A 25,639-nucleotide genomic window follows, 5' to 3' on the forward strand; every position below is an offset into this window, starting at 1 on the left:
CTCCTCCGTCTCGCCAGGTCGGACCCGCACCTCCAGCTGGGGGCCGAACTGGGTACACTGTACCCAAATCAGCGTACACCCTACGCAGTACACTGGTCGAGACCCGGATCCGGACGGCACCCGCCTCCGACGACGGACCCATCAGGAGGCCAGGCCGTGGCGCACGAGCACAGTGGAGCCGGCGACATCAGCCGCAGCCTCGCCCTCATGTGGGAGTTCGACCTCGCGCCGAGCACCCGCGGGCCCAAGCCCCGGATCAGTCTCGACGCGATCGTCGACGTCGCCGTCACGATCGCCGACACCGAGGGGCTGGAGGCGCTCTCGATGCGTCGCATCGGCCAGGAGCTCGGCGTCGGCACGATGTCGCTCTACCGCTACGTCCCGGGCAAGGAGGAGCTGCTCGACCTCATGCTCGAGCGGGTCAACGCACCCGGGGAGGCAGTGCAGCTCGGCGACGACTGGCGCACGGCCATGCAGACCCTGGGCCGCAGCCTGTGGGCGCTCTACACCTCACACCCGTGGCTGCCGCTCGTCGACCAGACCCGCCCCCTCCTCGGCCCCAACGCCCTGCGCGGCATGGACCTGGCGGTCGCGTCCCTCGAGGAGACCGGCCTCTCGGGGCAGCAGCAGGTCGCCGTCATCTCTGCGATCGAGTCGTTCGTCATGAACGCGGCGCGCAACCACAACGGTGTCGCCATGGCCGAGCAGTCCACCGGCGTGAGCAACGACGAGTTCTGGGCCGCGCAGGAGCCGGTCCTCACCAAGGCGATGGAGTCCGGCGCCTACCCGCACGTCGCCGCGCTCGACATGGACGCGTTCGGGATGGCCGGCGAGGACTTCATGGAGTTCGGGCTGACCCTGCTCCTCGACGGTGTCGCCGCCCTCCTCGGTCGTCGGCACCGGGGCGGCTGACCAGCCGGCCGGCCTTCAGGGGCGGAGTATGCCGGCCGGGGTCGTCGAGGCGGCGGTGAGCGCGTCGGCCTCCGGGACGCCCGCGACCTCGACGGCCCAGCGCACGCACTCGGCCAGCGTCGACGTCGAGCCGGCGATCGAGCCGCGGCCCGACCCGCCGTCGGCCAGGCGGGCCACCCCGCCGGAGACCTCGACCTCGAGCGTGCCGATCTCGTAGGCGCCGTCACCCAGGCCGGTCGCCGCCATCGCGTCGGAGACGAGCGCGACGTGCTCCGGGCCGACCGTCTCGAAGACCATCCGCACGACCTCGGCGGCGACGTGCACCCCGTCGGCGATGAGCTCGACGACGCAGTCCCCGCGGGCCGCTGCCGCGAGCGCCGCCGCGACCGGACCTCCGGAGCGGTGGTGGAAGGGCGGCATGCCGTTGAAGAGGTGCGTGACGAGCGGCGGGCGGCCGCAGGCGTCCGCGATGGTGACCAGCGAGGCGGCGACGACGGCCGCGGACGCGTCCGTGTGTCCCACCGCGGGGAGGATGCCGTGTCGCGCCAGGGCCGCGACCAGATCACCTGAGCCGGTCCGCTCCGGCGCGAAGGTCCACTGCACCAAGGCGTGAGGCGCACCGGCCTCGGCGCAGGTCGTGACGAGCGACTCGACGAGCGCGAGGTCGGGGTCGGTGAGGACGGACGGGTCGTGGGCGCCCCGGCGCTCGTCGGACAGGAACGGACCCTCGAGGTGGATCCCGGCCAGCTCCCCGCGGGCGACGAGCGGCGCCAGGGTGGCGACCTGCCCGACGAGCGTGTCCGGGCGGGCCGAGACGAGCGAGGCGACGACCGACCCGCCGCCGGCCGCGCGGTGGTGGGCGACGGCCGCAGCCGACCCGCCGGCGTCGTGGCCGAACTCGTGCCCGAGGGCGCCGTGGCAGTGCAGGTCGACGAGTGCGCTCACGCCACCCAGCCTAGGACTCCCTCGCCTCGTGTGCCTCAGCGCGGCCCGGAGGCCGCGCTGCGGCACACGAGGCAAGGGCTCACTTCACCGAGCCGGCGGTGAGGCCGCCGACGAGGTGCTTCTCGATGAGCGCGAAGAGGATGACGACGGGCACGACCGCGATGACCGAGGCGGCGAACAGCTGGTCCCAGTTCTGCTCGTAGCCGGTGACGTAGGACCGGAAGCCCACGGTCAGCGGCTTCTTCGAGTCGTCGATGATGAGCGTCAGGGCCACGACGTACTCGTTCCACGCGGCGATGAACGTGAAGATCGTCGCCGTCACCAGCCCGGGCAGGATGAGCGGCAGCATGATCCGGCGCAGCGACTGCCACCGCGAGACGCCGTCGAGCAGCGCCGCCTCCTCGATCTCGGTCGGGATCGACGAGAAGAACCCGTGCAGGATCCACACCGCGAAGGCGAGGTTGAACGCCGCGTTGGTGAGGATGAGCGCGCCGTAGGTGTTGATGAGGTTGAGCTCGAAGAACTCGCGGTAGAGCCCGACGACCAGGGCCGTCGGCGAGAACATCTGGGTGATGAGGACGAGCAGGAGGAACGGCGTGCGACCGGGGAACTTGTAGCGGGCCGTCATGTACGCCGCCGGCACCGCCACGAGGATGACGATCACCGTGGAGGCCAGCCCCACGAGCAGGGAGGTGCGCAGCCAGGCGAGGAAGCGCTCGTCACCCAGCACGTCGGCATACGTCGACCACTGCCACACCTTCGGGAGGAACGAGGGCGGGGTCGCCTTGTTGTCCGAGGACGAGCGCAGCGAGCCGAGCAGCATGACGACGTAGGGCGCGAGGAAGGCGAGCGCGAGCAGCGCCCCGCCGACCGTCAGCCCCCAGCGGGGGCGGCTCGACCGGGTGACCGTGCTCATCGCGTCTCCTCGCGCCAGTTGACGATCCTGAGGTAGGCCGCGACCACGAGCAGGATGAGCAGGACGTTGATGACGCCGGCGGCCGCCGACATGCCCACGTCCTTCTCCTGGCTCTTGAAGGCCAGCTTGTACATGAACGTGATCGTCGTGTCGTGCAGGTAGCCCGGGTTGCGGTCGTTGAGCGTGTAGACGATCGGGAAGCTGTTGAAGACGTAGATGACGTTGAGGACGGTCGCGACGAGCAGGGCAGGCCGCAGCAGCGGCAGGGTCACCTGGCGCCAGCGCTGCCACGGGGAGGCACCGTCGACGACGGCGGCCTCGTGCACGTCGTCGGGGATCGCGTTGATGCCGGCGATGAAGACGAAGATCGTGAACGGCAGCGAGACGAAGACCCCGACGAGGACCATCGAGGCCATCGTCCAGGAGTCGTTGCCGAGGAAGTCGATCGAGGTCTCGATGAGCCCGACCGACTTGAGCGCGTGGTTGATGAGCCCGTAGTTGAAGTCGTAGAGCAGGACGAACAGCTGCGCCGTGATGACGAGCGAGGCCGCCCACGGCACGATGATCGCCCAGCGCACGAAGCGCCGGCCCGGGAAGTTCTTGACGAGGAACTGCGCGAGGCCCAGCGAGATGACGATCGTCAGCGCGACGACGGCCACGACCCAGATCACCGTGTTGGTGAGGACGGTGCCGAGGTCGGGGTGCTCGAGGACCTTGGTGTAGTTGCCCCACCCGGCATCGCCCTTGCGCAGCCCGGTGATCGAGTACTCACCGCGGGAGGCCTGGAAGAGCATGACCGCGGGGAAGAGGACGACTCCGAAGATCAGCGCGAGCGCCGGCGCGAGCCACGCGAGGGCGACGAGGGGGCGAACGCGCCCCACGGCATACCCGCTGGAGGTATGCCGTGGGGTGCGCGTGGTCGTCCGGCTCACTTGCTCGCTTCGGCGGTCTTCTGCAGACCGTCGAGGACGGCCTTCGGGTCGCCGGTCATGGCGCCACCAAGGTTCTGCTGGACCGCGAGCTTGACCTTGTCCCAGGCGGGGTCGTCGGTCGGGGTGAGCTGCGCGTTGGGCAGGGTGTCGAGGTAGACCTTGAGCTTGGCGTTGCTCTGGAACTTCTCCACACCGGTCTTCGTCACCGGGAGGAAGCCCTCCTTCTCGATGAAGGTGTTGATCTGGTCGGGCTGGTAGTAGAGCTCGTAGAACGCCTTGACGGCCTTCTCGTTGCCCGGCTTCTTGAACGCCATGAGGTAGTCCGTGACGCCGAACGTCTTGCTCTCGGAGCCGTCGTTGCTCGGGAACGGCGCGACGACGTAGTTGACCTTCTTGTCGGTGTCGAGCGCCGCGGCGAGCGGGCTGAAGCCGACGACCATGCCGGCCTTGCCGGACTTGAAGAGGTCGAACGCGTCGGCGCGGTTGGTGCGCGCCGGGTTGTTCTGGGTGAGCTTGGCGTCGGTGAGCTTCTTGAGGAAGGTCAGGGACTCGACGTTCTTGGCCGAGTTGATCGCCCAGGAGTCGCCGTCCTTCCACGCACCGCCGTTGTTGAACAGCCACATGGAGAACTCGCCCTGGCTCTCCTCCGGGCCGAGCGGGAGGGCGTAGCCGGCGTTGCCGCCGGGCAGGGCCGCGACCTTCTTGGCACTGTCCTCGAGCTCGGCCCACGTCTTCGGCGGGGCGGCGATGCCGGCCTGCTTGAAGAGGTCGGCGTTGTAGAACAGGGCCCGCGCGCTCGAGAGGTCGGGGAAGCCGTAGAACTTGTCCTGGTAGGTGCCGTACTTGACGAACGTCTCGAGGATGTCGGACTTGACGTTGTCCGGGAGGACCGCCTCGGAGTCGTGGAGCAGGCCGTCCTTGGCGTAGCTCGCGTAGGCGTTGAGGTTGAGGATGTCCGGCGCCTGGTTGTTCTGGATCATCGTCGAGGACTGCTGGTCGATGGTGTCCCAGCTGACGACCTGCACCTCGAGGGTGTAGCCGGTCTTGTCCTTGTAGGTCTTCGCGAACGCGTCCCAGAAGGCCTTGGTGTTGTCCTTGGAGTACTCGGCCGCGACGAGCTTGATCGTCTTGGCCTCCTCCCCGCTGCTGGCGCTGTCGCCGCTCGCGTCGCCGGCGCCCGAACCGCCGCCGCACGCCCCCGCGAAGAGCACCGCGAACGCGGCACCAGCGATCAGGGCGGACTTTCGTGTCGTCCTCATGACTCTCCCATCAGCTCCCGGTCATGCTCCGACGCTTCGGTGCGCCCGGACCGGCTGGGAGCCAACGTAAGGCGTCATCGGGCTCCGCGCAATGACAAACATGAGCGAGATGGGGGACTTTCGATCACATTCGCGCATCCCTGCGGCGAGGGTGCCTGTCGCTCAGCCGGTGGCGAGCGCCTTCTCGATGTCCTCGGTGAGCGACTCGGGGGTGTCGGTCGGGGCGTAGCGGGCGAGGACCCGGCCGTCGCGGCCGACGAGGAACTTGGTGAAGTTCCACTTGATCTTCGAGCCGAGCAGACCACCCTTCTCCTGCTTGAGCCACTCGTAGAGGGGGTGCGCGTCGTCGCCGTTGACCTCGATCTTGTCGAACATCGGGAACGTCACGCCGTAGTTGCGCTGGCAGACCGCACCGATCTCCTCGGCGCCGCCGGGCTCCTGGCCACCGAACTGGTTGCACGGGAAGCCCAGCACGACGAGGCCCTGGTCCGCGTAGCCCTTCCACAGCTCCTCGAGTCCGGTGAACTGCGGGGTGAACCCGCACTCGGAGGCGGTGTTGACGACGAGGGCGACCTTGCCGGCGTACGCGCCGAGGTCCTGCTCCTCCCCTGTCAGGGTCGTCGCGGAGAAGTCGGACAGTGTCGTTTCGGGCATGGGTGGAGCGTAGGCGGTGGGCCTGTCAGACGCAGTGGACGGTCGCGCCGCTGTCGCGCAGCCCGCGGACCTGCTCGTGCGTCTCAGGGGCGGTGGTGACGACGTGGGTGATCTCGGTGGCCGCGCAGATTTGGGTGAACGCGCGCTCGCCGAGCTTGCTCTCGGCCGCGACGACGACGACCTCGCGAGCGCGCTCGACCATGAGCCGCGAGACGGCGGCCTCGTCCTCGTACGTGCACGTGGCGCCCTCGCGGACGGCCAGGCCGTTGACCCCGAGGATCGCGACGTCGATCCAGAGCTGGCTCAGGCCGGCGGTGGCCAGGGGGCCGGTGACCTCGTAGGACTCCGGTCGCGGGATCCCGCCGAGGCTGACGCAGCGCACGTGGGGGCGCAGGACGGCCTCGACCGCGATGTTGAGCGCGCTCGTGACGAGGGTGAGGCCGGGCGTGCGCAGGTCCTCGCGGGCAGTGAGCCGACGCGCGACCGTGGTGGTCGTCGTGCCACCGTTCATGGCGACGACGGCCCCGGGGGTGACGAGGGCGGCCGCGGCCCGGGCGATGCGGTCGAGGTCGGTGTCGTGCTGGCTGGATCGGTAGCGGTAGGGCAGCTCGTAGGCCACCGACGTCGCGACGACGCCGCCGTGGTTGCGGGTGACGAGCTGGCGACGGCTCAGCTCGGCGAAGTCGCGCCGGATCGTCGCCTCCGAGACGGCGAGCTCCTCCGCGGCGGCGCTCACGCTCAGCCCGCCCCGGGTCGCGAGCAGGTCGAGGATCGCCGACAGCCGCGAGGCGCGGTGGCGCGGACCGTCCGGGGCCGCCTCGCTGGTGGGGAGCATGCGGGGACTCTACGCGCGCACTCCACGCACGCGCGAGGGGTTGTGGTGCATGACTCTGCCCACTTAGGCTGTCTGTCGATCAGTTTCGCGCAATCCGACGACATGGTGAGGACCTTTCCGTGACCTACCTCGAGCAGGAGATCGCCACCCAGCCCGACGACTGGGCGGCCGTCGTGGCCCGCCTCCCCCTTGTCGCCGACCTCCTCCCCCGTGCCGGTGAGCGCGTCGCGACCATCGGCTGCGGCACGTCGTGGTTCATGGGGCAGGCGTATGCCGTCCTGCGCGAGTCCCTGGGCCAGGGCGTCACCGACGCCTTCTCGGCGAGCGAGCACCACCTCGCGCGGGGCTACGACCGGGTCGTCGTCATCACCCGGTCCGGCACGACCTCCGAGGTCATCGAGGTCGTCGATGCGCTCAACGCGGCCGGCACCCCCCACGTCGCGATCGTCGCCACCGCCGGGACGGCCGTCGCCCGGTCCGCCGCGTCGACGATCCTTCTGCCCGAGGTCGACGAGCAGTCGGTCGTCCAGACCCGCTTCGCCACCACGGTCCTCGCGCTGCTCCGCGCCTCGCTCGGGGAGTCGCTGGAGGCGGCGATCGCCGACGCCCGTGCGGTGCTCGCGGAGGGCGACGACGCGGCATACGCCGGGCTCCTCGACGTCGAGCAGGTGAGCTTCCTCGGGCGCGGCTGGACCGTCGGTCTCGCCAACGAGGCCGCGCTCAAGCTGCGGGAGTCGGTGCAGTTCTGGGCCGAGGCGTACCCCGCGATGGAGTACCGCCACGGCCCGATCAGCATCGCCGCACCCGGCCGCGCGACGTGGGCCATCGGTGAGGTGCCGGAGGGCCTGGCCGAGCAGGTGCGGTCCACGGGCGCGCACTTCGAGCACCGGGACATCGACCCGATGGCCGAGCTCGTGCGGCTGCACCGCTACTGCGTCACCCGGGCGAAGGCCGCGGGGATCAACCCCGACGAGCCGCGCCACCTCACCCGGTCGATCATCCTCGACGACGCGAACTGATGGGCCTGTCCGCGCTCACCCCGGTGCTCGCCGAGGCGCGCGCCGCCGGCCGCGGCGTCGCGGCGTTCAACGTCATCCAGATCGAACATGCCGAGGCGTATGCCGTTGCGGCAGAGCGCTGCTCGCTGCCGGTCGTCATGCAGATCAGTGAGAACTGCGTGCGCTACCACGGCTCGTTGCGCCCGATCGCGGCCGCGACCCTCGCGATCGCCGAGGCGTGCTCGCAGCCGGTCGTCGTGCACCTCGACCACGCGGAGTCGCTCGACCTCGTCGACGAGGCGGTGCGGCTCGGGCTGACGTCGGTGATGTTCGACGGGTCGAGGCTGCCCGACGACGCCAACCGCGAGGCGACGCGGCGGGTCGTGCAGCAGTGCCACGCCGCCGGCATCTGCGTCGAGGCCGAGCTCGGCGAGGTCGGCGGCAAGGACGGCGTCCACGCGCCCGGCGTGCGCACCGACCCGGGTGAGGCAGCCCGGTTCGTCGCGGACACCGGGGTGGACGCCCTCGCCGTCGCCGTCGGGAGCTCGCACGCGATGACCGAGCGCGTGGCCGTGCTCGACACCGACCTCATCGTGGCCCTGGCCGCGGCCGTGCCGGTGCCGCTCGTCCTGCACGGATCGAGCGGGGTGCCCGACGACGGGCTCGTGTCCGCGGTCCGGGCGGGGATGACGAAGGTCAACATCGCGACCCACCTGGGCCGCGTGTGGACCGAGGCGATGGTCGCGCGCCTGGACCAGTCGCCGACCGTCGACACCCGGAAATATCTCGGGGCCGCCCGCGACGCCGTCACCGACGAGGCCGATCGCCTCCTCCGCCTCCTCGCCCGTCCCTGACTCGCCAATTCCCCGGTTGGGGACACGGCGTGTCGGTCCCCAACCGGGGAATTGGCGAGTTGGGGACGGGGGGCGTGGGGGTGGTCAGGAGAGCTCGGTGACCTCGACGTCGTCGAGGAGGGTGACGACGTCGGTGCGGTCGATGACCCCGGCGACGGTCTGACGGACCGCAGCCGCCGACCAGGCGATGCCGACCCGCAGCACCTCAGGCCAGTCGACCGCGTCCCGGGCCGTGCCGTCGAGCCCGGCGGCGATCGCGGCGGTGAGCGCGTCGCCGGCGCCGGTGGCGTTCCCCTCGGACGGGGCGCGGGGACGGGCCTCGATGACCCGGCCGGTCGCGGTGACGAGGACGAGCCCGTCGGCCCCCTGCGAGACGACCGCCGCCCAGGCACCCATCTCGACGAGCGCCTGGGCCGCCTCCCTCGGGTCGGTCACGCCGGTCATCGACGCGGCCTCGGACGCGTTGGGCTTGACGAGGGCGGGCGTGGTCCGCAGCACCTCGCGCACCCAGTTGCCGCGCCCGTCGACGACGAGCTCGGCACCGGCGTCGACCGCCGTCCGGCAGAGCTCGACGAGCACGTCATCCGACGTGAACGGTGGGACGCTGCCGGAGACCGTGAGCACGTCGCCGGGGGTGCAGCTCGTGCGCACCATCGCGATCATCTCGTCCCAGACCTCCTGCGGCTGGACGTCGCCCTGCTCGTTGAGGACGGTGGCCCGGCCGTCCGTGCCGAAGACGCTCACCGACCGGCGCGTGCCCGCCGGGGACTCGACGAGCCGCAGCCGGAGCCCGCGCTGGGCGGCGTCCTCGATGAAGAAGTCGCGCTGGCGCTCGCCGACCGGTGCGATGGCCACGTGGTCGATGCCCATGCAGGCGAGGACCCCGGCGACGTTGAGGCCCTTGCCGCCGGCGTGCACGCCGGTGACGGACACGCGGTGGCTCTCGCCGACGTGCAGCCGGGGCACGGCGTACGTGATGTCGAGAGCCGGGTTGGGGGTCAGGGTGAAGATCACGCGGTGGCCTCCATGGCGAGAAGTGTTGCTCCGAGCGCTCCGGCACGGTCTCCGAGCGCGGCGCGGGTGACGGTGATGCGTTCGTGTCCGAGGACGCCGACGAGCTTGTCGCGCAAGGGTTCCAGCAGCACGGCCCCCGACAGCGCCAGCCCACCCCCGACGAGGACGACCCGGGTGCCCGCTGCGGCACAGACCGGGCCGATGACCCGGACGAGGGCGTCGATGGCGTCCTCCCAGAGGCGGATCGCCTCGGGGTCGCCGTCGGCCACGGCCAGGCTGAGCGTCTCGGCGTCCCCGTCGCGGCCCAGCTCGCGCCACGCCCGCCCGAGGGCGGACGCGCTCGCGACCGCCTCGAGGCAGCCCCGGCGCCCGCACCCGCACACCGGGCCACCCGGCTGCACCGTGACGTGGCCGATCTCCCCGGTCCACTCGGTACCGGCGACGACATGGCCGGAGGCGAGCAGGGCGCTGGCGATGCCGGTGCCGAGCGGCACGAAGAGCGCGTCGGGCACGCCCTGCGCCGCCCCGAGGTGGAACTCGGCGAGCAGGCCGGCGCGCACGTCGTGGCCCACGGCGACCGGGACGTCGAACCGGGCCAGGAGCAGCTCGCGCAGCGGGAGGTCGCGCCACCCGAGGTTCGCGGACCAGGCCGCGGTCCCGGTCGCCTCGTCGACGAGTCCGGGGACGACGGCGCCGACCGCGGCCAGCCGCCCGTCGATGCCGTCCGCGCGGGCCAGGTCGAGCAACGTCGTGACGGCGTCGACGATGACGTCGACGACGGCGGCACCGGGACGCTCGGGAGTGGAGGCGCTGTGGGACAACAGGACTGCGCCGTCGTCGTCGGCGAGGACCGACTTGACGCGAGTCCCCCCGACGTCGACTCCCGCCATCAGCCTCGTCGCCACCGCGCCAGTCTAGGGATCGACGATGCAGGGAATGTGGCTGCCTACCAGTAGTGTTGTCAGCAGCGGTCCTGTTCGTTCTGCCACGGACCTGCTTCTTCTTTCTCACTGTCGATGCCGATGCGCCGCGACCGAGAGACCACGACGACGACAACACTGATGTTGATCGCTGCGTCGCGACTCGGAACGTGCCGGGCAGAACCGACTGCATCAGAACTCTCTGGAGTACCTCTTCGTGTCCACTGACACCACCCTCACCCGTCCCACGACTGCCTCGGGCTTCGCCGCCCTCGGCGTCCCCGAGTCCCTCGTCCGCGTCCTCGCCGACCGCGACATCACGTTGCCGACGCCCATCCAGGCCGCGACCCTGCCCGACAGCCTCGCCGGCCGCGACGTCCTCGGACGGGGCCGCACCGGCTCCGGCAAGACCTACGCGTTCGTCCTCCCGGTGCTCGCCCGCCTCGCCGCCGACGGTCGTCGCCGGCAGCCGAAGCGTCCCCGCGCCCTCATCCTCGCCCCGACCCGCGAGCTCGCCATCCAGCTCGACGAGGCGCTCGCCCCGCTCGCCCAGGCCCTCGGACTGACGTCCAAGACCGTCTTCGGCGGCGTCGGCCAGGGCCCGCAGGTCTCGGCCATCGCCCGCGGCGTCGACGTCGTCGTCGCCTGCCCGGGTCGTCTCGAGGACCTCATCGGTCAGGGCCACGTCAACCTCGACGCCGTCGAGGTCACCGTGCTCGACGAGGCCGACCACATGGCCGACCTCGGCTTCCTCCCCGTCGTCAAGCGCATCCTCGACCGGACGCCGCGCGACGGGCAGCGGATGCTCTTCTCGGCCACGCTCGACGCCGGCGTCAACACCCTCGTCAAGCGCTACCTCTCCTCGCCGGTGACCCACGAGGCCGACTCGGCCCAGTCGCCGATCTCGACGATGAGCCACCACGTCCTGCACGTGACCGCGGACGGCCACCTGCCGGTGCTCGTCGACCTCGTCGCCGCCCCCGGCCGCACGGTCGTCTTCACCCGCACCAAGCACCGCGCCAAGAAGATCGCCCGCCAGCTCAACGCCGAGGGCATCCCCGCGGTCGAGCTGCACGGCAACCTCAGCCAGAACGCGCGCACCCGGACCATGGACGCCTTCCACGCCGGCACCGCGCAGACGCTCGTCGCCACCGACATCGCCGCGCGTGGCATCCACGTCGACGACGTCGGCCTGGTCATCCACGCCGACCCGCCGGTCGAGCACAAGGCCTACCTGCACCGCTCCGGCCGCACCGCCCGCGCGGGCGCCTCGGGCACCGTCGTCACGCTGATGATGGACGACCAGATCCGCGACGTGCGCGACCTCACCCGCAAGGCCGGCATCAAGCCGACGACGACGAAGGTCAACGCGACGCACCCGCTCCTCACCGAGCTGGCCCCGGGCGAGCGCAGCTTCCCCGGCGGCTTCGTCAACCCCGCGGGCTCCTCGCAGGGCGACGGCCAGCGTTCGGGCGGTGGGCGCTCCGGCGGCCAGCGTTCCGGTGGCGGCGCCCGCTCCGGCGGTGGCCAGCGCTCCGGCTCCCCGGCCCGCGCCGGTGGCTCCGGCTCCGGTGGCGGCCAGCGCAGCAGCGGTGGTGGCCAGCGCTCCGGCGGTGCCCCGCGTCGCTCCGGCAGCGGCGGCGCCCCGGCCCGTTCCGGCGGTGGCGGCCAGCGCAGCAGTGGCGGCGGCGCGGCGACCTTCTCGTCGCAGTCGCGCGGTTACCGCGGCTGATCCCACCTCGCACGAACCGCTGTGCACTGCTGCGCCCCCGCGCAGCAGTGCACAGCGGCGTGGGGGGTGTGCGCTGCTGCGCCCCCGCGCAGCAGTGCACAGTGGCGTTCGGGGACCGAGCCGCCCCGTGACGAGCTCGTGGTCGGGACACAACGGCATACCGGCCTGCGAGAGCGGGACCACAACGGCCCGCGGGCGCCCCGCCCACCGGGTAGCGTCGGCAGCCGCGAGCCCACCCCGTCACAGGAGCCGTCCATGCAGTCGAGCACCCTTGCCATCAGCGCTGCCGACGGCACGTCGCTGCACACCTACCGCTGGCTGCCCGACGGCCCGCCACGAGCGATCGTCCAGATCGTGCACGGCGTGGCCGAGCACGCCGGTCGGTACGAGCGCTTCGCCGAGGCGCTGACGGGGGCCGGGTACGCGGTCTACGCCAACGACCACCGCGGACACGGTCACACCGCCCGCGAGGGAGAGCTCGGGCACTTCGCCGACCGCGACGGGTTCACCACCATCGTGGGCGACCTCCGCACGGTCACCGAGTTCGCCCAGGCCGAGCACCCGGGCGTCCCGGTGGTCCTCTTCGGGCACAGCCTGGGCTCCTTCCTCAGCAGGGCGTATGCCGTCCAGCACGGTCACGACCTGGCTGGCCTCGTCCTGTCGGCCACCGGTGGCAGTCCCCCACCCGTGGCCCTCCCCGCACTCGCCCTGTCGATCGCGCAGGCCAGGCTCCTCGGTCGCCGCCGGCCCTCCGGCCTGCTCGACAAGATCTACAACAACCAGGTCAACTCGGCGTTCAAGCCGACGCGGACGCCGTTCGACTGGCTGTCCCGAGATGAGGCCGAGGTCGACAAGTACCTCGCCGACCCGCTCTGCGGCTCGGTCCTCAGCGCGGTCTCGTACGGCGACCTGCTGCGCGGCTGGCATTCGGTCACGGGGCCGAAGGCGTTCCGCGCCCTCCCCAAAGACCTTCCCGTCCTCGTCATGTCCGGATCGCGGTGCCAGGTGGGTGAGGACGGCAAGGGCCCGCGATCGGTCACCGAGAGCCTGCGCGAGGCCGGGGTCATGGACGTGACGATGACGCTCTACCCGGACGCGCGGCACGAGCTGCTCAACGAGACCAACCGCGACGAGGTCACCGCCGACGTCCTCGCGTGGCTCGACGAGCGACTGCCCGTGCGCGACTGATGCTCCGGGAGCTCGGCCGGTACGCCGTCGCCGCCGCGGTCTTCGGCGTCCTCGACGGCCTGTGGCTGGGGATCGTGGCGCGCCCGCTCTACGACTCGCAGATGGGCGACCTGCTCGCCGTGAAGCCGAACGCCGCCGCCGCGGGGGCGTTCTACGTCATCTACGTCTTCGGGATCACCTGGTTCGCGACCCGGCCGGCGCTCGCCGCGGAGTCGTCCCGACTCGCCCTGGTCTCGGGCGCCGTCCTCGGGTTCGTCGCCTACGCGACGTGGGACCTCACGAGCCTCGCCGTCATCGAGGGCTTCCCGGCGTCCATCGTCGCGGTCGACCTGGCGTGGGGCACGGTCGCCACGGCGGTCGCCGCCCTCGCGACGTATGCCGTGTGCCGCCGGGTGCCCGCGCTCCGCTGACGCGACGCCGTCAGTTGCGAGCCTTGCGCCACCCGGCGCTCTCGGCCTCCTGCTCGGTGCAGAACCACCGCTCACCCTTGCTCGCGGTGACGACGGTGTCCTCGTAGCTGCCGCCGCCGGGGACGTGGTAGATCTTCTCGCCCTTCGACGAGATGTTGCCCTTGATGACGCAGCGACCGGTGGGTGCCGCCGGGGGCGCGGCACCCGGGGCGGGAGCGGGAGCGGCGGCGGCCGCCGGGGCCGCGCACGCGGCGCTCCACACCCCGAGACCAGCCTCCCTCGCCCGCTTCTGCGCGGCGAGATGGGCGTCGCGGTGGAGGTAGGGCTTGGCGTAGGTGTACTCCCTGCCGAAGCCGCCCTCGATGAGCGCCTGGGCGACGCGAGTGCCGTCCTGCGTGACGACGTGCCGCAGCAGCCGTCCGTAGCGATCGCGGTCGCTCTGGCTGGGGTCGGGCACGAGCTGCACCGACCGGCTCTGGACGAGGCTCTGCATCCTGCTCGCCGCCTTCTGGGCCCAGCACTCGCCGCCGGTGAGCTCCGGGGTGTCGATGCCGATGAGCCGGACCCGCTCGGTCGTGCTGCCGATGCGCACCTTGATCGTGTCGCCGTCGGTGACTCCGACGACCGGGACGAGGACGGCGGCGGGGCGGGCCCGGGTCGCTGCGGGGGCGGGGGCGGGGGCGGGGGCCGGTGCCGCGCGGGGCGGCGGCGGGGTGGTCGTGGGGGAGGGCGCGACGGCGGGAGTGGGCGGCGCGACCGGCGCGACGGCGGGAGTGGGCGGCGCGACCGGAGCGGCGGCGGTGGTAGGCGGCGCGACCGGAGCGGCGGCGGCCGTGGCGGCCGAGACGGACGGGCCCGCGTCCGGGGACCCGGCGATGGCGGTGAGTGCCACGACCCCGACGACACCGAACAGCGACAGCGCCAAAGCGCTGAGGCACAGGAAGACGACGAGAAGCCGCCCACCCGTGCGGGAGCCCCGCCCACCCGTGTCCATCACCCGGCGATTCTCGCCGGTGAACCCCCGCCGGCGCGGGCGAATGGCCGCTATCCGACGATCCGCGACTCGCGGTCGTAGTTCTTGCCGAGGAACTGCGGGACCAGGGCCCAGCGGAGGGCGAAGACCATGACGAGCAGCGTCGCGAGGTAGGGGAGCATCGAGACGAACTGGTGCGGGATGCCGATGCCGGAGACCTGGGCGCGCTGGGCGAGGACGTCCATGGCGGCGAAGAAGGCCGCGCCGGCGAGGATGAACTGCGGGCGCCAGCCCCCGAAGAAGGCGAGCGCGATCGCCAGCCAGCCGCGACCGGCGACGATCCCGTCGGCGTACACGCCGGAGAACACCATGGGCAGGTACGCGCCACCGACGGCCATGAGGGCCGCCCCGACCGTGCCGGCCCACATCCGGGTCCGGGCGACGTTGATGCCGAGCGAGTCGGCCGCCTTCGGGTTCTCCCCGACCGAGCGCAGGCGCATTCCGGCGTCGGTGCGGTAGAGCCACCACCAGAGGAAGACGGACAGGCCGATGGCGACGAAGACCATGGCGTCCTGGCCGAGGATGAGCTCCGGCAGCGGCTTGATGCGCGGCGGCTCGTCGTTGCCGATGACGATCCGGTAGAGCAGCGACGCCGTACCACCGGCGAGGAAGAACAGCGCGAGGCCCACGACGAACTGGTCGAGTCGCAGCGAGGTCGTCGCCCACGACAGGATGAAGCCGACGACGGCCCCCGCGAGCGCGGCGACGATGAGGCCGACGACGTTGCCGCCCATCTTGAGGGAGACGAGGTAGCCGACCGCCGCGCCGAGGAGCATGAGCCCCTCCTGCGCGACGTTGAAGATGCCCGCGCGGCCGCTGAGCATCGTCCCCTGCGCGACGAAGAGGAACGGCACCATCGCCGTGATCGTGAGGGTGAGGAACTCGGTCATGCGAGTGCTCCCTTGGCGGCGCGTGAGGCTCTGGCCCGTCGGAACCGTTCGGTCGCGACGTCGGACATGAGGAGGAAGAGCAGGATGAGCCCTTCGAGGATGAGCACGATCTCGACCGGTGCGCCGGAGACCCGCTGCATCGAGCCGGCCCCGACCTCGAGGACGGCGATGCCGAAGGCGACGAACGGGACGGCCGTGAGGGAGCCGCGCGCGATGAGCCCGATGATGATGCCGAGCAGGAGGAAGTTGGACTGGACGCCCTCGAGCGTGCGCTGGTGCACCCCGGCGACCTCGATCGCCCCGGCGAGCCCGGCCAGGGCCCCCGCGACGACCATCGACGTGACGGCGACGCGGCCGGTGCGGATGCCGTGCAGCTTGGACGCCCGCTCGTTGAGCCCGACGGCGCGCAGCTCGAAGCCGGCGACACTGCGCTTGGCCATGACGGCGGCGACCACGGAGACGAGGACGACGATGAGGACACCGGTGTGCATCGGCGGCCGCCCGATGCCGGGCAGGACGGCCCCCTCGCCGACGGGCAGGGTCACGGCGCCACCGGCGCCGGGGTCGGACCAGACGACGGAGGCGACGTAGTCGAGCACCTCGAACGACACGAAGTTGAGCAGCACCGTCGAGAGGATCTCGTTGATCTTGAAGGACTCCATGAGCCAGGCCGAGATCGCCGCCCAGATGGCGCCGGCGAGGACGCCGACGAGGATGACGAGCGGCAGGAGGATCACCATCGGCAGGTCGGACATGGTGATGCCGACCGCGGCGGCCCCGACGGTGCCGAGGATCATCTGGCCCTCACCACCGATGTTGAACCGGCCGGCGCCGAGGGGGATCGCGAAGGCGAGCGAGAGCAGCGTCAGCGGCGCCCACTTGTGCAGGGTCTGCACGAACCCGGTCTGGTTGCGGAACGAGTTCGTGAGGACGGCCCGGAACGCCTTGGTCGGGTCGTGCCCGAGCACGGTGATGATGATGCCGACGACGACGAACGCGGCCAGGACGGCAACGGCATACGGGATGGCGGCGAAGGCGAAGGACCGCGCGCGCTGCGCCAGTGGCGGGGCGACGGCGACGTCGGTGACCTCGGTGGCAGCCGGGTTCTGCGTGACGTCGTTGCTCACGCGCCCACTCCTGTCATGAGGCGACCGAGGTCGTAGGGGTTGGCCTCGCCGCGGGCGAACTCGCCGACGAGCCGGCCGGAGTAGGCGACGGTGACGCGGTCGGCGAGGGCGAGCACCTCGTCGAGGTCCTCGGAGATGACGATGACGACGCACCCGTCGGCCGCGGCGCGACGGACCCGGTCGTAGACGAACTGGGTCGAGCGGATGTCGAGACCGCGCGTGGGGTTGTGCAGGAGGAGCAGCTTGGGTTCGTGGGCGAACGCCCTCGCGAGGATGACGCGCTGGATGTTGCCGCCCGAGAGCTGGCCGCAGGGTGTCGCGGCGCTGGGCGTCTTGACGCTGAACTCCTTGATCGCCTCGACGGCCTCGCTGCGCGCGGCGCGCCAGTTGATCATCCCGGCCCGCGACCGGGTCCGGTGCGACCCGAGGACGAGGTTCTCGGTGATGCCCGCGCCGGGGAGGATGCCGTCGCGCTGCCGGTCCTCGGGGACGTAGACGACGCCGCGGCGCAGCCACGTCGCGGTGGGCCGCCCGACGAGCTCCTCGTCGTCGACGACGAGCGAGCCGGTGGCGGTGCGGGTGCCGGTGAGGGCCTCCGCGAGCTCGCCCTGGCCGTTGCCGGCGACACCGGCGATGCCGAGGATCTCTCCCGGCCGCAGGGAGAGCGACACGTCGTCGACGAGCGGCTTGCCGCCCGACCCGGCGACGGTGAGGCCGCGGACGGTGACCCGTGCAGGGGTAGGGGTCACCGTGTCCGCGGCCGCTCCCCCGGACGGAGCCTCCTGCGCCCCCGGGAGGGGGTGCGTCAGGGTGGCTTCGCCGAGCTCTTCCTCACCGAGGGCGACCTGGGCCGCCTCGGCCAGCGCGGCGGCCTCGGCGTCCCCGCCGGCGACCTCACCGATCATCGTGGCGGCGAGGTCGTCGGCGGTGGTGTCGGCCTTGTCGACCGTGGTGATCCACCGGCCGTCCCGCATGATCGTCATCCGGTCGCAGACCTCCATGGTCTCGCGGATCTTGTGCGTGATGAGGACGACCGACATCCCGTCGTCGACGATCGCGCGCATCGACGAGAAGAGGTCGTCGACCTCCTGCGGGGTGAGGTTGGTCGTGGGCTCGTCGAGGACGAGGATGCGCGCACCGCGGTAGAGCGCCTTGAGGATCTCGACACGCTGGCGCACGCCGACCGGCAGGTCGGCGACACGGGCGCTCGGGTCGACGGTGAGCCCGAACCGCTCGGACAGCTCGGTGATCCGCTGCGCCGGGGTCTGCGAGGAGCCGTCGGCGGCGGTGAGCGTGGAGGAGTCCGTGCCGAGGACGATGTTCTCGGCGACGGTGAACACGTCCACCTGGAGGAAGTTCTGGTGGACCATGCCGATGCCGTGGGCGATCGCGTCGCGGGGCGAGCGGATCTCGACCTCGCGGTCGTCGACGGAGACCGCCCCCGAGTCCGGCGCGTAGAGGCCGTAGAGGACGTTCATCAGCGTGGTCTTGCCGGCCCCGTTGCCTCCGAGCAGGCCGTGGATCTCGCGTTCGGCGACGGTGAAGTCGACCCCGTCGAGAGCCACGACCGGCCCGAAGGTCTTACGGATTCCGGACATCCGGAGCAACGGTCAGCCGATCTTCGCGGTGTTGAGCTCGACCTTGACCGCGCCGGACTTCACGTCGTCCATCGCCTTGGTGACGGCCGCCTTGACGTCGGCGGGCACACCCTCGGCGACCTTGATCGTCACACCGGTGTCGAAGCCGAGGAGGAGGTTCCCCTTCTCCTCGCCGCCCTTGATCTTCGCGAGGACGTCGGCGACCGGCTTGTCGAAGTCGTACTCGAGGCTGCCCGCGTAGTGCTCGCCCGCGGCGGCGGACTTGTCGGTGTACTTGGCGGTGACCCAGCCGTCGCCGGCCGGTCGGCCCTCGAACGCCTGGAAGGTGCCGGTCGAGCCGACGTTGAGCGAGCCGACGATGACGTCGGCGCCCTGGCCGAGCAGCTGGGTGGAGAACTGCTGCGCCTTGGCGGCGTCGTTGAAGTCGCCGGTCCAGACGGGCTTGATCGTCGTCTTCGCGCCGGAGTCCTTGATCGCCTGCTCCATCGCGTGGACCTCGGCCATCGAGAACGGGAGGGAGAGGCCGCCGACGTAGCCGATGGTGCCGGTCTTGCTCAGCTTGGAGGCGAAGATGCCCATCCCGTAGAAGCCGAGGTGGAACTGACGGTCGATGGTCCAGACGTTGGCCGGCTGGTCCTTGGGGAGGCCGTCGTACTCGGCGATGAAGTTGACGTCGGGGTTGTTCTTGGCGACCTTGGCGGTGGCGTCGTAGAACTGCGAACCGTGGGTCCACACGACCGTGGCGCCGTCGCCGACGGCCTCGGTGAGGCGGGCCTCGACGTCGGTGACGGCGACCTTCTCGCTGAACGAGATCTCGGCGCCGGCGGACTCGGCCGCCTTGAGGGCCTTGAGGCCGATCGCGTTGTAGTCGGCGTCGTTGGTGGGGCCGGAGAAGATGGCGGCGATGACCTGCTTGTCGCCACCTCCGTCACCGTCCCCGGTGCTGGCCTCGGGGTCGTCACTGCCGCACCCGGCGAGCACGAGGGCGGAGATCGAGGCGAAGGCGATGGTCGTGGCCGCGCGGCGGGTCAGGCGTACCGTGGCGGTCGACGAGGTGAGGGGGGAGCGCAGAACGGTCATGACGAGTCCTCTGGTGGACGGGACCGACGCATGGGGGCGGGGGGTCGGTCACTCGGTGTGCCCGAAAGTCTGTTGCGTCGGGCCAAGGCCCCTCATTGGCAGCACCTGCCCAAGGGTGCCGCGGTCGGTTGGCAGTCTCGACCGAACGACACCCCTTCTGTTGCGGGCTCGTGACACGAAAGTTGCCAAAGGCCGCACGTATGCCGTCCGCCCGTGCCTGTGCCCCCGCGGGCCCGCGTCGGGATGACCGACGCGGACGCCGGCATACGGAGCCGGTTGCCGGCGTTGGACGCCGTGTGGACGTCTGGGACTCGATCGTCGTCGGCGCCGGACAGGGAGGCCTGGCCGCGTCCCACTTCCTGACCCAGCGCGGCGTCGACCACCTCGTGCTCGACGCCAACCCGGCAGCCTGGTTCGCCGACTACGAGCGGCGGCAGCGGGTCCCGGTGGAGCGGCCGGTCGACGTCACCGCCGTCACGAGCGAGGGCGACCTGCTCGTCGTCCACGCCGGTGACCGCCGGTGGTCGACCCGCACCCTCGTCAACGCGACCGGGACGTGGACGCGGCCGAACTGGCCCACCTACCCGGGGGCGGCCGACTTCGGCGGCGAGCAGTTCCACACGGCCACGTACCCCGGTGCGGACCATCTGCGCGGCCGGCGGGTCATCGTCGTCGGCGCGGGGGCGTCGGCGGTCCAGCTCATCGGCGAGCTCGCGCCCGTCGCCGACGTCGTGTGGGTCACCCGCCGACCGCCCCAGTGGCGCACGGGCGAGTTCGGGCCGGAGACGGGCCTGCAGGTCGTCACCGAGGTCGAGCGACGGGTCGTCGCCGGGCTGCCTCCGACGAGTGTCGTGGGCGCGACCGGCCTCATGCTGCGCGAGCAGGAGCAGGCGGCGGCGCGACTCGGCGCGTACGACGACCCGCGCCCGATGTTCGAGCGCCTCGAGGAGCACGAGGCGAGGTGGTCCGACGGGACGCTCGAGCAGGCCGACGCCATCCTGTGGGCGACCGGGTTCCGCTCGGCCGTCGACCACCTGGACCCGCTGGGGCTGCGCGGACCGCAGGGCGGGATCCCGCTCGTGCGGGTGCCCGGCAACGTGCAGGCCGCCACGACGGCCGCGCGCGACCCGCGGGTCCACCTCGTCGGCTACGGACCCTCGGCCAGCACCATCGGGGCCAGCCGCGCCGCGCGCCGGGCCGCCATGGAGGTCGCCCGACAGGTCGGGGCGACCCCCGCGGGACCGGGCCGCTCTGCGCGTCCCGGACCCGAGGAATGGGCGAGCTAGGACCGCACGGTCACTCGGTCACTCGGTCACTCGGTCACTCGGACAGGGTGGCCTCGAGGCTGACCGGCACGGCCTTGAGGGCCTGGCTCACGGGGCAGCCCTCCTTGGCTCCCTCGGCCGCGGCCTGGAAGTCCTCGGCGGACATGCCGGGGACGGCGCCGACGACCGAGAGCACGATGCCGGTGATCCCGGTGCCGGGCACGAACGTCACTGCGGCGGTGGTGTCGAGGGAGGTCGGCGGGGTGCCGGCCTTGGCCAGGGCGCCGGAGAAGGCCATGTTGAAGCAGGACGAGTGCGCGGCGGCGATGAGCTCCTCGGGGCTGGTCTTCCCGTTCGCCTCCTCGGCTCGCGAGGGCCAGCTCACGTCGAAGGTGCCGATGCCGGACGACTCGAGGGTGACCTGGCCGCTGCCGGTGAAGAGGTCGCCCTCCCAGTGGTTGGTGGCCGTGCGGGTGGTTCCTGCCATGGCGTTCTCCTTGGGTCGTCGAGGTGGCTGACCCGCCCAGCCTGTCGTGCGTCCACGGCGCACACAAGGCCGGGTGCCGGGCTGGTGCCGGCCTGGTGCCGGCCGGGTGCCGGTCACGTCCGGCCGCGGACCGCCCACGCCACCGCCGTGACCTCGAACGGACCGTCCGGGAAGGACCGTCGGCACGCCTCGCGCAGCTCCTCCCGGCCGGCCGGGTCGAGTGCGGCGACGTGGTCGCCCGCCGGCCCGACCCCGAACGTGTACGGCTCCCACCACTCCTCGAAGTCCGGGTGGGCCACGGTCACCGACAGCTCCGCGGACTCGACCTCCAGCAAGCCGGCCTCGAGCGCGAGCTCGGCCAGGTGCCCCTCCCGCGCCCCGGCCCGCTCCGACTCGTCCACGACCCGCGGGTCGAGCCGCCGCGCCGCCGACCAGAACGGGCTCAGCGGCGAGCGGTCACCGGCGAGGTCCCAGACGCACGCGGCGACCTGGCCGTGCCGCCGGGTCACCCGGGCCATCTCGGCGAGCCCGGTGACGGGGTCCTGCATGAAGTGGACGACGAGCTGCGCGAGCGCGTGGTCGAAGATCCCGTCGGCGAACGGGAGCTGCTCGGCCGGGACACGGTGGACCTCGACCAGCGGGAACCTCGACCGGCACGCGTCGACGAACGGCGCCGACGGGTCGACCGCGACGACGTGCGCCGCTCCGGCCCGCTCGACGAGGACCCCGGTCAGCGCCCCCGGCCCGCAGCCGACGTCGAGGACCCGGTCGCCCCGGCGCACCCCCACCCAGCCGGCGAACTCGGTCGCGAGCGGCGCGGAGTAGCGCCCCATGAAGCGGTCGTAGGCCGCGCTCGCGACGTCGAAGGTCACGCCGTCGACGGTACGCCGTTGCGGTCTCGCGAACACTTGTATACATTTGACTGACTTGCACACAACCAATCAGGAGTATGCCGTGACCGCTCGCCCGTGCTTCCACCTCGCCGTCCCCGTCGACGACATCGCCGCCGCCCGCGCCTTCTACGGCGGCGTGCTCGGTCTCTCCGAGGGACGCTCCGCCGAGCAGTGGATCGACTGGAACTTCTACGGCCACCAGGTCGTCACCCACGAGGTCGCGGTCCACCCCGGCCCGGCCGGTCACAACCACGTCGACTCCCACGAGGTCCCGGTGCCCCACTTCGGCGCGGTGCTCGCCACCGACGACTTCCACGACCTCGCCGCCACGATGAAGGCGGCCGGGGCGACGTTCGTCATCGAGCCCTACCTGAGGTTCGCGGGCCAGCCCGGCGAGCAGTGGACGATGTTCTTCCTCGACCCCGCCGGCAACGCGATGGAGTTCAAGGCGTTCGCCGACGAGTCGCAGATCTTCGCGAAGTAGGTCCCGTGGCCACCGAGCTCTCGACCACGGGGTCGTCGACCAAGGCCGAGCGCGTGCGGCGCGCGGTGCTCGCCGACATCGTGTCGGGGGCGCTGGCCGCCGGCACCCCCTTGGACGAGGTGGTCCTCGCTGGACGGCACGCGGTGTCGCGCACCCCCGTCCGCGAGGCGCTGCGCCGCCTGCAGAGCGACGGGCTCCTCCAGCCCGGGCCACGCCGCCAGCTCCTCGTCGTCGACGTCTCCCCCGAGCACCGCCGCGAGGTCACCACCCTGCGCGTCGCCCTCGAGGGTGCGGCCGCCGTCCAGGCCTGCACGACCCGCGACGACGACGACCTCGACCGCCTCGAGCTGCTCGTGCTCAAGCAGCGTCGCGCCGCCGAGGCCGGTGACGCCGAGACCTTCCTCCGGCTCGACGAGGAGTTCCACCTGGCGCTCGCCGGCGCCGCCCGGATGCCGACGCTGTCGCGGATGCTCGGCCAGCTCGGCGCGTTCGTGAGGCTCGGCCGCCTCGGCGAGGTCACCACCGCGACGCACCTGCGCGGCCTCGTACGCGAGCACGAGGAGCTCCTCGCCCTGCTGCGGTCCCGCTCCGCCGACACCCTCCGCTCGACGCTCGCGACGCACATCGAGCAGACCGCACCCCGGACCTGACCGCCGGTCACAGGCGCGGCGGCTACGTTCTCGCGCCATGGACGTCTCCGCCGAGCTGACCGCGCGCCTCTCGGCCGCGACCCCCGGCCTGGCAGCGGGCGCGCTCGTCCTGGCCGTCCTCGTCGCGCTCCTCGTCGCCCTCGCCCCGGCGCTCTGGCTGCGGCTGCGCATCGCGGTGACGCTCGTCCACGAGCTCGGCCACGCCGTCGTCGGCGTCCTGTCCGGCCGCCGCTTCACCGGGTTCGTCGTGCGTGGCGACATGTCCGGCCACGCCGTCACCGTCGGACCCGCCCGCGGCGTCGGCCGGGTCGCGACGACGTGGGCGGGCTACCCCGTCCCGCCGCTCGTCGGTCTGCTCATGCTGTATGCCGTCTCCACCGGGTATGCCGCCACGCTCCTGTTCGCGTGCCTGCTCACCCTCGTCGTCGTGCTGGTCTTCGTGCGCTCCGCCGGAACGCTGTTCGCCGTGCTGGCCGCGGGCGCCGGGATCGGGGCCCTGTGGTGGTGGCGCAACGACGAGGTCCAGGCCCTCGTCGTCGCCGCCACCGGGCTCGTGCTCATCGTCGGGGGCTGGCGCCACCTCGGCGCGGTCGCGTCAGCGGGACGACGCGACCCGGGAAGTGACGCGGTCGTGCTCAGCCGGCTGACCGGCATACCGGCCTGGGGATGGATCGGGACGTTCGGTGCGGTGCACGCCGGTGCCACGTGGGCGGCCGCGCGCCTGCTCCTCAGCCTTGCCTGAACCGCGCCGGCCCAGCACCCGCCGGCCGGTCGGAGCGGGGCCCGACCGGGCCGCTGGCCGCGCTCGTGCGGCGGCTGCCGGCGAGGGTCTGGAAGCTGCGGGCGTAGGTCGGCTCGATCGTCGACACGGTGCGCGGGTCGGGCTGGGCGCTCGTCGGCACGGGGGTGTGGTGGTAGTCGGCCTGGACCCGCTCGGGCGTGACGTCGATGATCGCGAAGCCGTGGGAGATGCCGTCGATGTAGCGCAGCCACGGGTTGAGCTGCTGGGCGGCGCCGATGGCCTGACGGGTGGCGCCGACGACGACCTCCGGCGGCTGGCCCGCGAGCTGGGGCGTGCCGGCGAGGACCTCGACGAACCCGTCGCTCGTCACGCTGGGGCAGACGAACTCGACGCCCGCGGACGTGTAGCTCGGGCTGCCGGGCGCCGACGCCACGGGCAGGTCGCAGACGAAGGACGCGTGGATGTCGCCGGTGAGCACGACCATGTCGCCCGCATCGGCGCTGGGCTGCGCGGCCGCGTGGGTGAGGAGGTTGGTCCGGTCGGCGGTGTAGCCGTCCCACTGGTCGGCGTTGACGAAGGTGAAGCCGGGCGCCCCGAGGGCCGCGCCCGGGTAGAGGACCGGCGAGACCATGACCTGGTTGCCGAAGAGGTGCCAGCGGCGGCCCTGCTCCGCGAGGCCGTCCTTGATCCAGGTGAGCTGCTCGGGCTCGGGCAGGTGCCTGGCCGGGTGCGCGATCGCGCCGTCGATCGCCGGGCTGACCCCGATCGGCACGAAGCCGTCGAACGGGACGCCCGGGACGGTGACCTGGAGGCTGCGGTTCTGCCGGGTCTCGAGGACCGACAGGTCGCCGAGGTCGCCGAAGGTGAACCGCTTGAAGAAGCGGGTGCCCCGGTGCGGGGTGTCCTGCGACTGGTCGGGCAGGCGGAACGGCATCCACTCGAGGTAGGCCCGCATGGCCTCCGCGCGGCGGGCCAGGTAGTCGCCCTCCGACCCCTGATGGTTGCCGGCGCCGGCGGCCCAGGCGTTGTTGGCGACCTCGTGGTCGTCGAAGATCGTGATCCACGGGTGCTGCCGGTGCGCGGCCTGCAGGTCCGCGTCGGCCTTGTGGAGGGCGTGGCGCAGGCGGTAGCCCTCGAGGTCGATCGTCTCGGTGGCGGGCTGGCTGTCGCGCACTCCCCTCAGGGACTCCGGGCCGTAGCGGTCGGCGCCGTTGCCGTACTCGTAGAGGTAGTCGCCGACGTGCAGGACGAAGTCGAGGTCGTCGCGCTTGGCGATCGAGCGGTAGGCCGTGAAGTACCCGCCCGTGTAGTTGCTGCAGCTGACGAGGGCGAGCCGGAGGGCGTGCGTCTCCCCGGCGACGTCACCGGCGGTCTGGGTGCGGCCGGTCGCGGAGAACTCACCCAGGCTCTGGAAGCGGTACCAGTAGCGCGTGTAGGGGTCGAGTCCCTGTACATCGACCTTGACCGTGTGGTCGGTGTCGGGGCTCGTCATGACGGTGCCGCGGGCGACGATCCTCCTGAACGCGGAGTCGCGGGCGACCTGCCAGCGCACGGGGATCGGCGCCCCGAGCCCGCTGCCGGGAGTGGCGACGGTGCCACCCCTGCCGCGCGGTGGCGGGGTCGCCCGGGTCCAGATGACGACGGCGTCACCGGTCGGGTCGCCACTGGCGACGCCGTACCCGAAGATGCCCCTGCGGGCCGGGGCGGCAGCGGCCGCGGGGTCGAAGGCGCGGGGGACGGCGAGCGCCGCGCTCGCGGCGGCCACGCCCTTGAGGATGCTGCGGCGGTCGAGCGAGGCATTCGTCATGACCGGAGGCTATT

Annotated in this window: 26 protein-coding genes; 10 read left to right on the plus strand and 16 right to left on the minus strand. The window is 72.1% G+C overall.

Annotated elements, in window-relative coordinates:
- The first annotated feature begins 156 nt into the window (after positions 1 to 156).
- Entirely contained in the window at positions 157 to 912 is a 756-nt protein-coding gene (locus AC3EU2_RS06750; RefSeq protein ID WP_488178946.1) for a TetR/AcrR family transcriptional regulator, read from the plus strand.
- 15 nt (positions 913 to 927) lie between these two features.
- Here the strand turns inward: AC3EU2_RS06750 and AC3EU2_RS06755 are convergent, their stop codons facing one another.
- The 6 genes from AC3EU2_RS06755 to AC3EU2_RS06780 all read right to left on the minus strand — a co-directional run bounded on the left by AC3EU2_RS06755 (position 928) and on the right by AC3EU2_RS06780 (position 6,453).
- Positions 928 to 1,857 carry an N-acetylglucosamine-6-phosphate deacetylase gene (locus AC3EU2_RS06755; RefSeq protein WP_488178947.1) on the minus strand — a complete coding sequence of 310 codons (930 nt, stop codon included), beginning with the start codon at positions 1,855 to 1,857 and terminating at the stop codon, positions 928 to 930.
- A 79-nt stretch (positions 1,858 to 1,936) separates the two neighbouring features.
- Positions 1,937 to 2,773: a carbohydrate ABC transporter permease gene (locus tag AC3EU2_RS06760; protein WP_488178948.1), complete on the minus strand. Its 837-nt coding sequence runs from the start codon at positions 2,771 to 2,773 to the stop codon at positions 1,937 to 1,939.
- Positions 2,770 to 3,705, minus strand: a complete 936-nt coding sequence (locus AC3EU2_RS06765) for a carbohydrate ABC transporter permease (RefSeq protein ID WP_488178949.1) — start codon at positions 3,703 to 3,705, stop codon at positions 2,770 to 2,772. Before AC3EU2_RS06765 ends, AC3EU2_RS06760 begins: the two co-directional genes overlap by 4 nt.
- Positions 3,702 to 4,964, minus strand: a complete 1,263-nt coding sequence (locus AC3EU2_RS06770; RefSeq protein WP_488178950.1) for an extracellular solute-binding protein — start codon at positions 4,962 to 4,964, stop codon at positions 3,702 to 3,704. Before AC3EU2_RS06770 ends, AC3EU2_RS06765 begins: the two co-directional genes overlap by 4 nt.
- Positions 4,965 to 5,126: 162 nt before the next feature.
- The gene (locus AC3EU2_RS06775; RefSeq protein ID WP_488178951.1) at positions 5,127 to 5,618 is read right to left on the minus strand and encodes a glutathione peroxidase; all 492 of its coding nucleotides are present in this window, start codon (positions 5,616 to 5,618) and stop codon (positions 5,127 to 5,129) included.
- A gap of 25 nt (positions 5,619 to 5,643) precedes the next feature.
- The gene (locus AC3EU2_RS06780; protein WP_488178952.1) at positions 5,644 to 6,453 is read right to left on the minus strand and encodes a DeoR/GlpR family DNA-binding transcription regulator; all 810 of its coding nucleotides are present in this window, start codon (positions 6,451 to 6,453) and stop codon (positions 5,644 to 5,646) included.
- Between the two features lie 119 nt (positions 6,454 to 6,572).
- Here AC3EU2_RS06780 and AC3EU2_RS06785 point away from each other — a divergent pair, with 119 nt between their 5' ends.
- Together AC3EU2_RS06785 and AC3EU2_RS06790 are read left to right on the plus strand one after the other, a co-directional pair.
- Positions 6,573 to 7,472, plus strand: a complete 900-nt coding sequence (locus AC3EU2_RS06785; protein WP_488178953.1) for an SIS domain-containing protein — start codon at positions 6,573 to 6,575, stop codon at positions 7,470 to 7,472.
- Entirely contained in the window at positions 7,472 to 8,305 is an 834-nt protein-coding gene (locus AC3EU2_RS06790) for a class II fructose-bisphosphate aldolase (protein ID WP_488178954.1), read from the plus strand. Before AC3EU2_RS06785 ends, AC3EU2_RS06790 begins: the two co-directional genes overlap by 1 nt.
- Before the next feature lie 84 nt (positions 8,306 to 8,389).
- On the opposite strand, the gene AC3EU2_RS06795 is transcribed toward AC3EU2_RS06790, so the two are convergent.
- Positions 8,390 to 9,319, minus strand: coding sequence for a 1-phosphofructokinase family hexose kinase (locus AC3EU2_RS06795; RefSeq protein ID WP_488178955.1), 930 nt, complete (start codon positions 9,317 to 9,319; stop codon positions 8,390 to 8,392).
- Positions 9,316 to 10,224 carry an ROK family protein gene (locus AC3EU2_RS06800; protein ID WP_488178956.1) on the minus strand — a complete coding sequence of 303 codons (909 nt, stop codon included), beginning with the start codon at positions 10,222 to 10,224 and terminating at the stop codon, positions 9,316 to 9,318. Before AC3EU2_RS06800 ends, AC3EU2_RS06795 begins: the two co-directional genes overlap by 4 nt.
- A gap of 232 nt (positions 10,225 to 10,456) precedes the next feature.
- Here AC3EU2_RS06800 and AC3EU2_RS06805 point away from each other — a divergent pair, with 232 nt between their 5' ends.
- From AC3EU2_RS06805 to AC3EU2_RS06815, 3 genes are all read left to right on the plus strand, one after another.
- Complete coding sequence (locus tag AC3EU2_RS06805; RefSeq protein WP_488178957.1) at positions 10,457 to 11,971, plus strand: DEAD/DEAH box helicase; 1,515 nt, start codon at positions 10,457 to 10,459, stop codon at positions 11,969 to 11,971.
- A 255-nt stretch (positions 11,972 to 12,226) separates the two neighbouring features.
- Entirely contained in the window at positions 12,227 to 13,159 is a 933-nt protein-coding gene (locus AC3EU2_RS06810) for a lysophospholipase (protein ID WP_488178958.1), read from the plus strand.
- Positions 13,159 to 13,569 carry a DUF2177 family protein gene (locus AC3EU2_RS06815; RefSeq protein ID WP_488178959.1) on the plus strand — a complete coding sequence of 137 codons (411 nt, stop codon included), beginning with the start codon at positions 13,159 to 13,161 and terminating at the stop codon, positions 13,567 to 13,569. The genes AC3EU2_RS06810 and AC3EU2_RS06815 overlap by 1 nt, the downstream gene beginning before the upstream one ends.
- 10 nt (positions 13,570 to 13,579) lie before the next feature.
- On the opposite strand, the gene AC3EU2_RS06820 is transcribed toward AC3EU2_RS06815, so the two are convergent.
- From AC3EU2_RS06820 to AC3EU2_RS06840, 5 genes are read right to left on the minus strand one after another with little or no spacing between them, the layout of a single operon-like run.
- Positions 13,580 to 14,563 (minus strand): thermonuclease family protein, encoded by a 984-nt coding sequence (locus AC3EU2_RS06820; RefSeq protein WP_488179448.1) that lies wholly within the window; start codon positions 14,561 to 14,563, stop codon positions 13,580 to 13,582.
- Between the two features lie 50 nt (positions 14,564 to 14,613).
- Positions 14,614 to 15,492: an ABC transporter permease gene (locus AC3EU2_RS06825; protein ID WP_488178960.1), complete on the minus strand. Its 879-nt coding sequence runs from the start codon at positions 15,490 to 15,492 to the stop codon at positions 14,614 to 14,616.
- The gene (locus AC3EU2_RS06830; protein ID WP_488178961.1) at positions 15,489 to 16,619 is read right to left on the minus strand and encodes an ABC transporter permease; all 1,131 of its coding nucleotides are present in this window, start codon (positions 16,617 to 16,619) and stop codon (positions 15,489 to 15,491) included. The genes AC3EU2_RS06825 and AC3EU2_RS06830 overlap by 4 nt, the downstream gene beginning before the upstream one ends.
- A complete protein-coding gene (locus tag AC3EU2_RS06835) occupies positions 16,616 to 18,217 on the minus strand; it encodes an ABC transporter ATP-binding protein (RefSeq protein ID WP_488178962.1) in 1,602 nt (533 codons plus the stop codon). The genes AC3EU2_RS06830 and AC3EU2_RS06835 overlap by 4 nt, the downstream gene beginning before the upstream one ends.
- A gap of 12 nt (positions 18,218 to 18,229) precedes the next feature.
- A complete protein-coding gene (locus AC3EU2_RS06840; protein ID WP_488178963.1) occupies positions 18,230 to 19,297 on the minus strand; it encodes a BMP family ABC transporter substrate-binding protein in 1,068 nt (355 codons plus the stop codon).
- 296 nt (positions 19,298 to 19,593) lie between these two features.
- Here AC3EU2_RS06840 and AC3EU2_RS06845 point away from each other — a divergent pair, with 296 nt between their 5' ends.
- Positions 19,594 to 20,583, plus strand: coding sequence for a flavin-containing monooxygenase (locus tag AC3EU2_RS06845; protein WP_488178964.1), 990 nt, complete (start codon positions 19,594 to 19,596; stop codon positions 20,581 to 20,583).
- Between the two features lie 34 nt (positions 20,584 to 20,617).
- Here AC3EU2_RS06845 and AC3EU2_RS06850 read toward each other — a convergent pair whose 3' ends face one another.
- Positions 20,618 to 21,049 carry an OsmC family protein gene (locus AC3EU2_RS06850; protein WP_488178965.1) on the minus strand — a complete coding sequence of 144 codons (432 nt, stop codon included), beginning with the start codon at positions 21,047 to 21,049 and terminating at the stop codon, positions 20,618 to 20,620.
- A 113-nt stretch (positions 21,050 to 21,162) separates the two neighbouring features.
- Positions 21,163 to 21,921, minus strand: a complete 759-nt coding sequence (locus tag AC3EU2_RS06855) for a class I SAM-dependent methyltransferase (protein WP_488178966.1) — start codon at positions 21,919 to 21,921, stop codon at positions 21,163 to 21,165.
- An 82-nt stretch (positions 21,922 to 22,003) separates the two neighbouring features.
- On the opposite strand from AC3EU2_RS06855, the gene AC3EU2_RS06860 reads away from it, so the two are divergent.
- From AC3EU2_RS06860 to AC3EU2_RS06870, 3 genes are read left to right on the plus strand one after another with little or no spacing between them, the layout of a single operon-like run.
- Complete coding sequence (locus AC3EU2_RS06860) at positions 22,004 to 22,426, plus strand: VOC family protein (RefSeq protein WP_488178967.1); 423 nt, start codon at positions 22,004 to 22,006, stop codon at positions 22,424 to 22,426.
- Positions 22,427 to 22,431: 5 nt separating this feature from the next.
- On the plus strand, positions 22,432 to 23,076 hold the full coding sequence (locus AC3EU2_RS06865) for a GntR family transcriptional regulator (protein ID WP_488178968.1): 645 nt from the start codon (positions 22,432 to 22,434) through the stop codon (positions 23,074 to 23,076).
- A 37-nt stretch (positions 23,077 to 23,113) separates the two neighbouring features.
- Complete coding sequence (locus AC3EU2_RS06870) at positions 23,114 to 23,818, plus strand: M50 family metallopeptidase (RefSeq protein ID WP_488178969.1); 705 nt, start codon at positions 23,114 to 23,116, stop codon at positions 23,816 to 23,818.
- Here the strand turns inward: AC3EU2_RS06870 and AC3EU2_RS06875 are convergent.
- Complete coding sequence (locus tag AC3EU2_RS06875; protein WP_488178970.1) at positions 23,805 to 25,625, minus strand: alkaline phosphatase D family protein; 1,821 nt, start codon at positions 25,623 to 25,625, stop codon at positions 23,805 to 23,807. The two genes, AC3EU2_RS06870 and AC3EU2_RS06875, sit on opposite strands and share 14 nt — an antisense overlap.
- Between the last annotated feature and the right edge of the window lie 14 nt (positions 25,626 to 25,639).

Source organism: Knoellia sp. B-D-2 (assembly GCF_057714695.1).

Coding starts and splice junctions, on each gene's coding strand:
- AC3EU2_RS06835 (WP_488178962.1), bottom strand. CDS start 18,217: ATGTCCGGAATCCGTAAGACCTTCGGGCCGGTCGTGGCTCTCGACGGG.
- AC3EU2_RS06825 (WP_488178960.1), bottom strand. CDS start 15,492: ATGACCGAGTTCCTCACCCTCACGATCACGGCGATGGTGCCGTTCCTC.
- AC3EU2_RS06770 (WP_488178950.1), bottom strand. CDS start 4,964: ATGAGGACGACACGAAAGTCCGCCCTGATCGCTGGTGCCGCGTTCGCG.
- AC3EU2_RS06870 (WP_488178969.1), top strand. CDS start 23,114: ATGGACGTCTCCGCCGAGCTGACCGCGCGCCTCTCGGCCGCGACCCCC.
- AC3EU2_RS06820 (WP_488179448.1), bottom strand. CDS start 14,563: ATGGACACGGGTGGGCGGGGCTCCCGCACGGGTGGGCGGCTTCTCGTC.
- AC3EU2_RS06775 (WP_488178951.1), bottom strand. CDS start 5,618: ATGCCCGAAACGACACTGTCCGACTTCTCCGCGACGACCCTGACAGGG.
- AC3EU2_RS06815 (WP_488178959.1), top strand. CDS start 13,159: ATGCTCCGGGAGCTCGGCCGGTACGCCGTCGCCGCCGCGGTCTTCGGC.
- AC3EU2_RS06790 (WP_488178954.1), top strand. CDS start 7,472: ATGGGCCTGTCCGCGCTCACCCCGGTGCTCGCCGAGGCGCGCGCCGCC.
- AC3EU2_RS06780 (WP_488178952.1), bottom strand. CDS start 6,453: ATGCTCCCCACCAGCGAGGCGGCCCCGGACGGTCCGCGCCACCGCGCC.
- AC3EU2_RS06850 (WP_488178965.1), bottom strand. CDS start 21,049: ATGGCAGGAACCACCCGCACGGCCACCAACCACTGGGAGGGCGACCTC.
- AC3EU2_RS06810 (WP_488178958.1), top strand. CDS start 12,227: ATGCAGTCGAGCACCCTTGCCATCAGCGCTGCCGACGGCACGTCGCTG.
- AC3EU2_RS06840 (WP_488178963.1), bottom strand. CDS start 19,297: ATGACCGTTCTGCGCTCCCCCCTCACCTCGTCGACCGCCACGGTACGC.
- AC3EU2_RS06760 (WP_488178948.1), bottom strand. CDS start 2,773: ATGAGCACGGTCACCCGGTCGAGCCGCCCCCGCTGGGGGCTGACGGTC.
- AC3EU2_RS06875 (WP_488178970.1), bottom strand. CDS start 25,625: ATGACGAATGCCTCGCTCGACCGCCGCAGCATCCTCAAGGGCGTGGCC.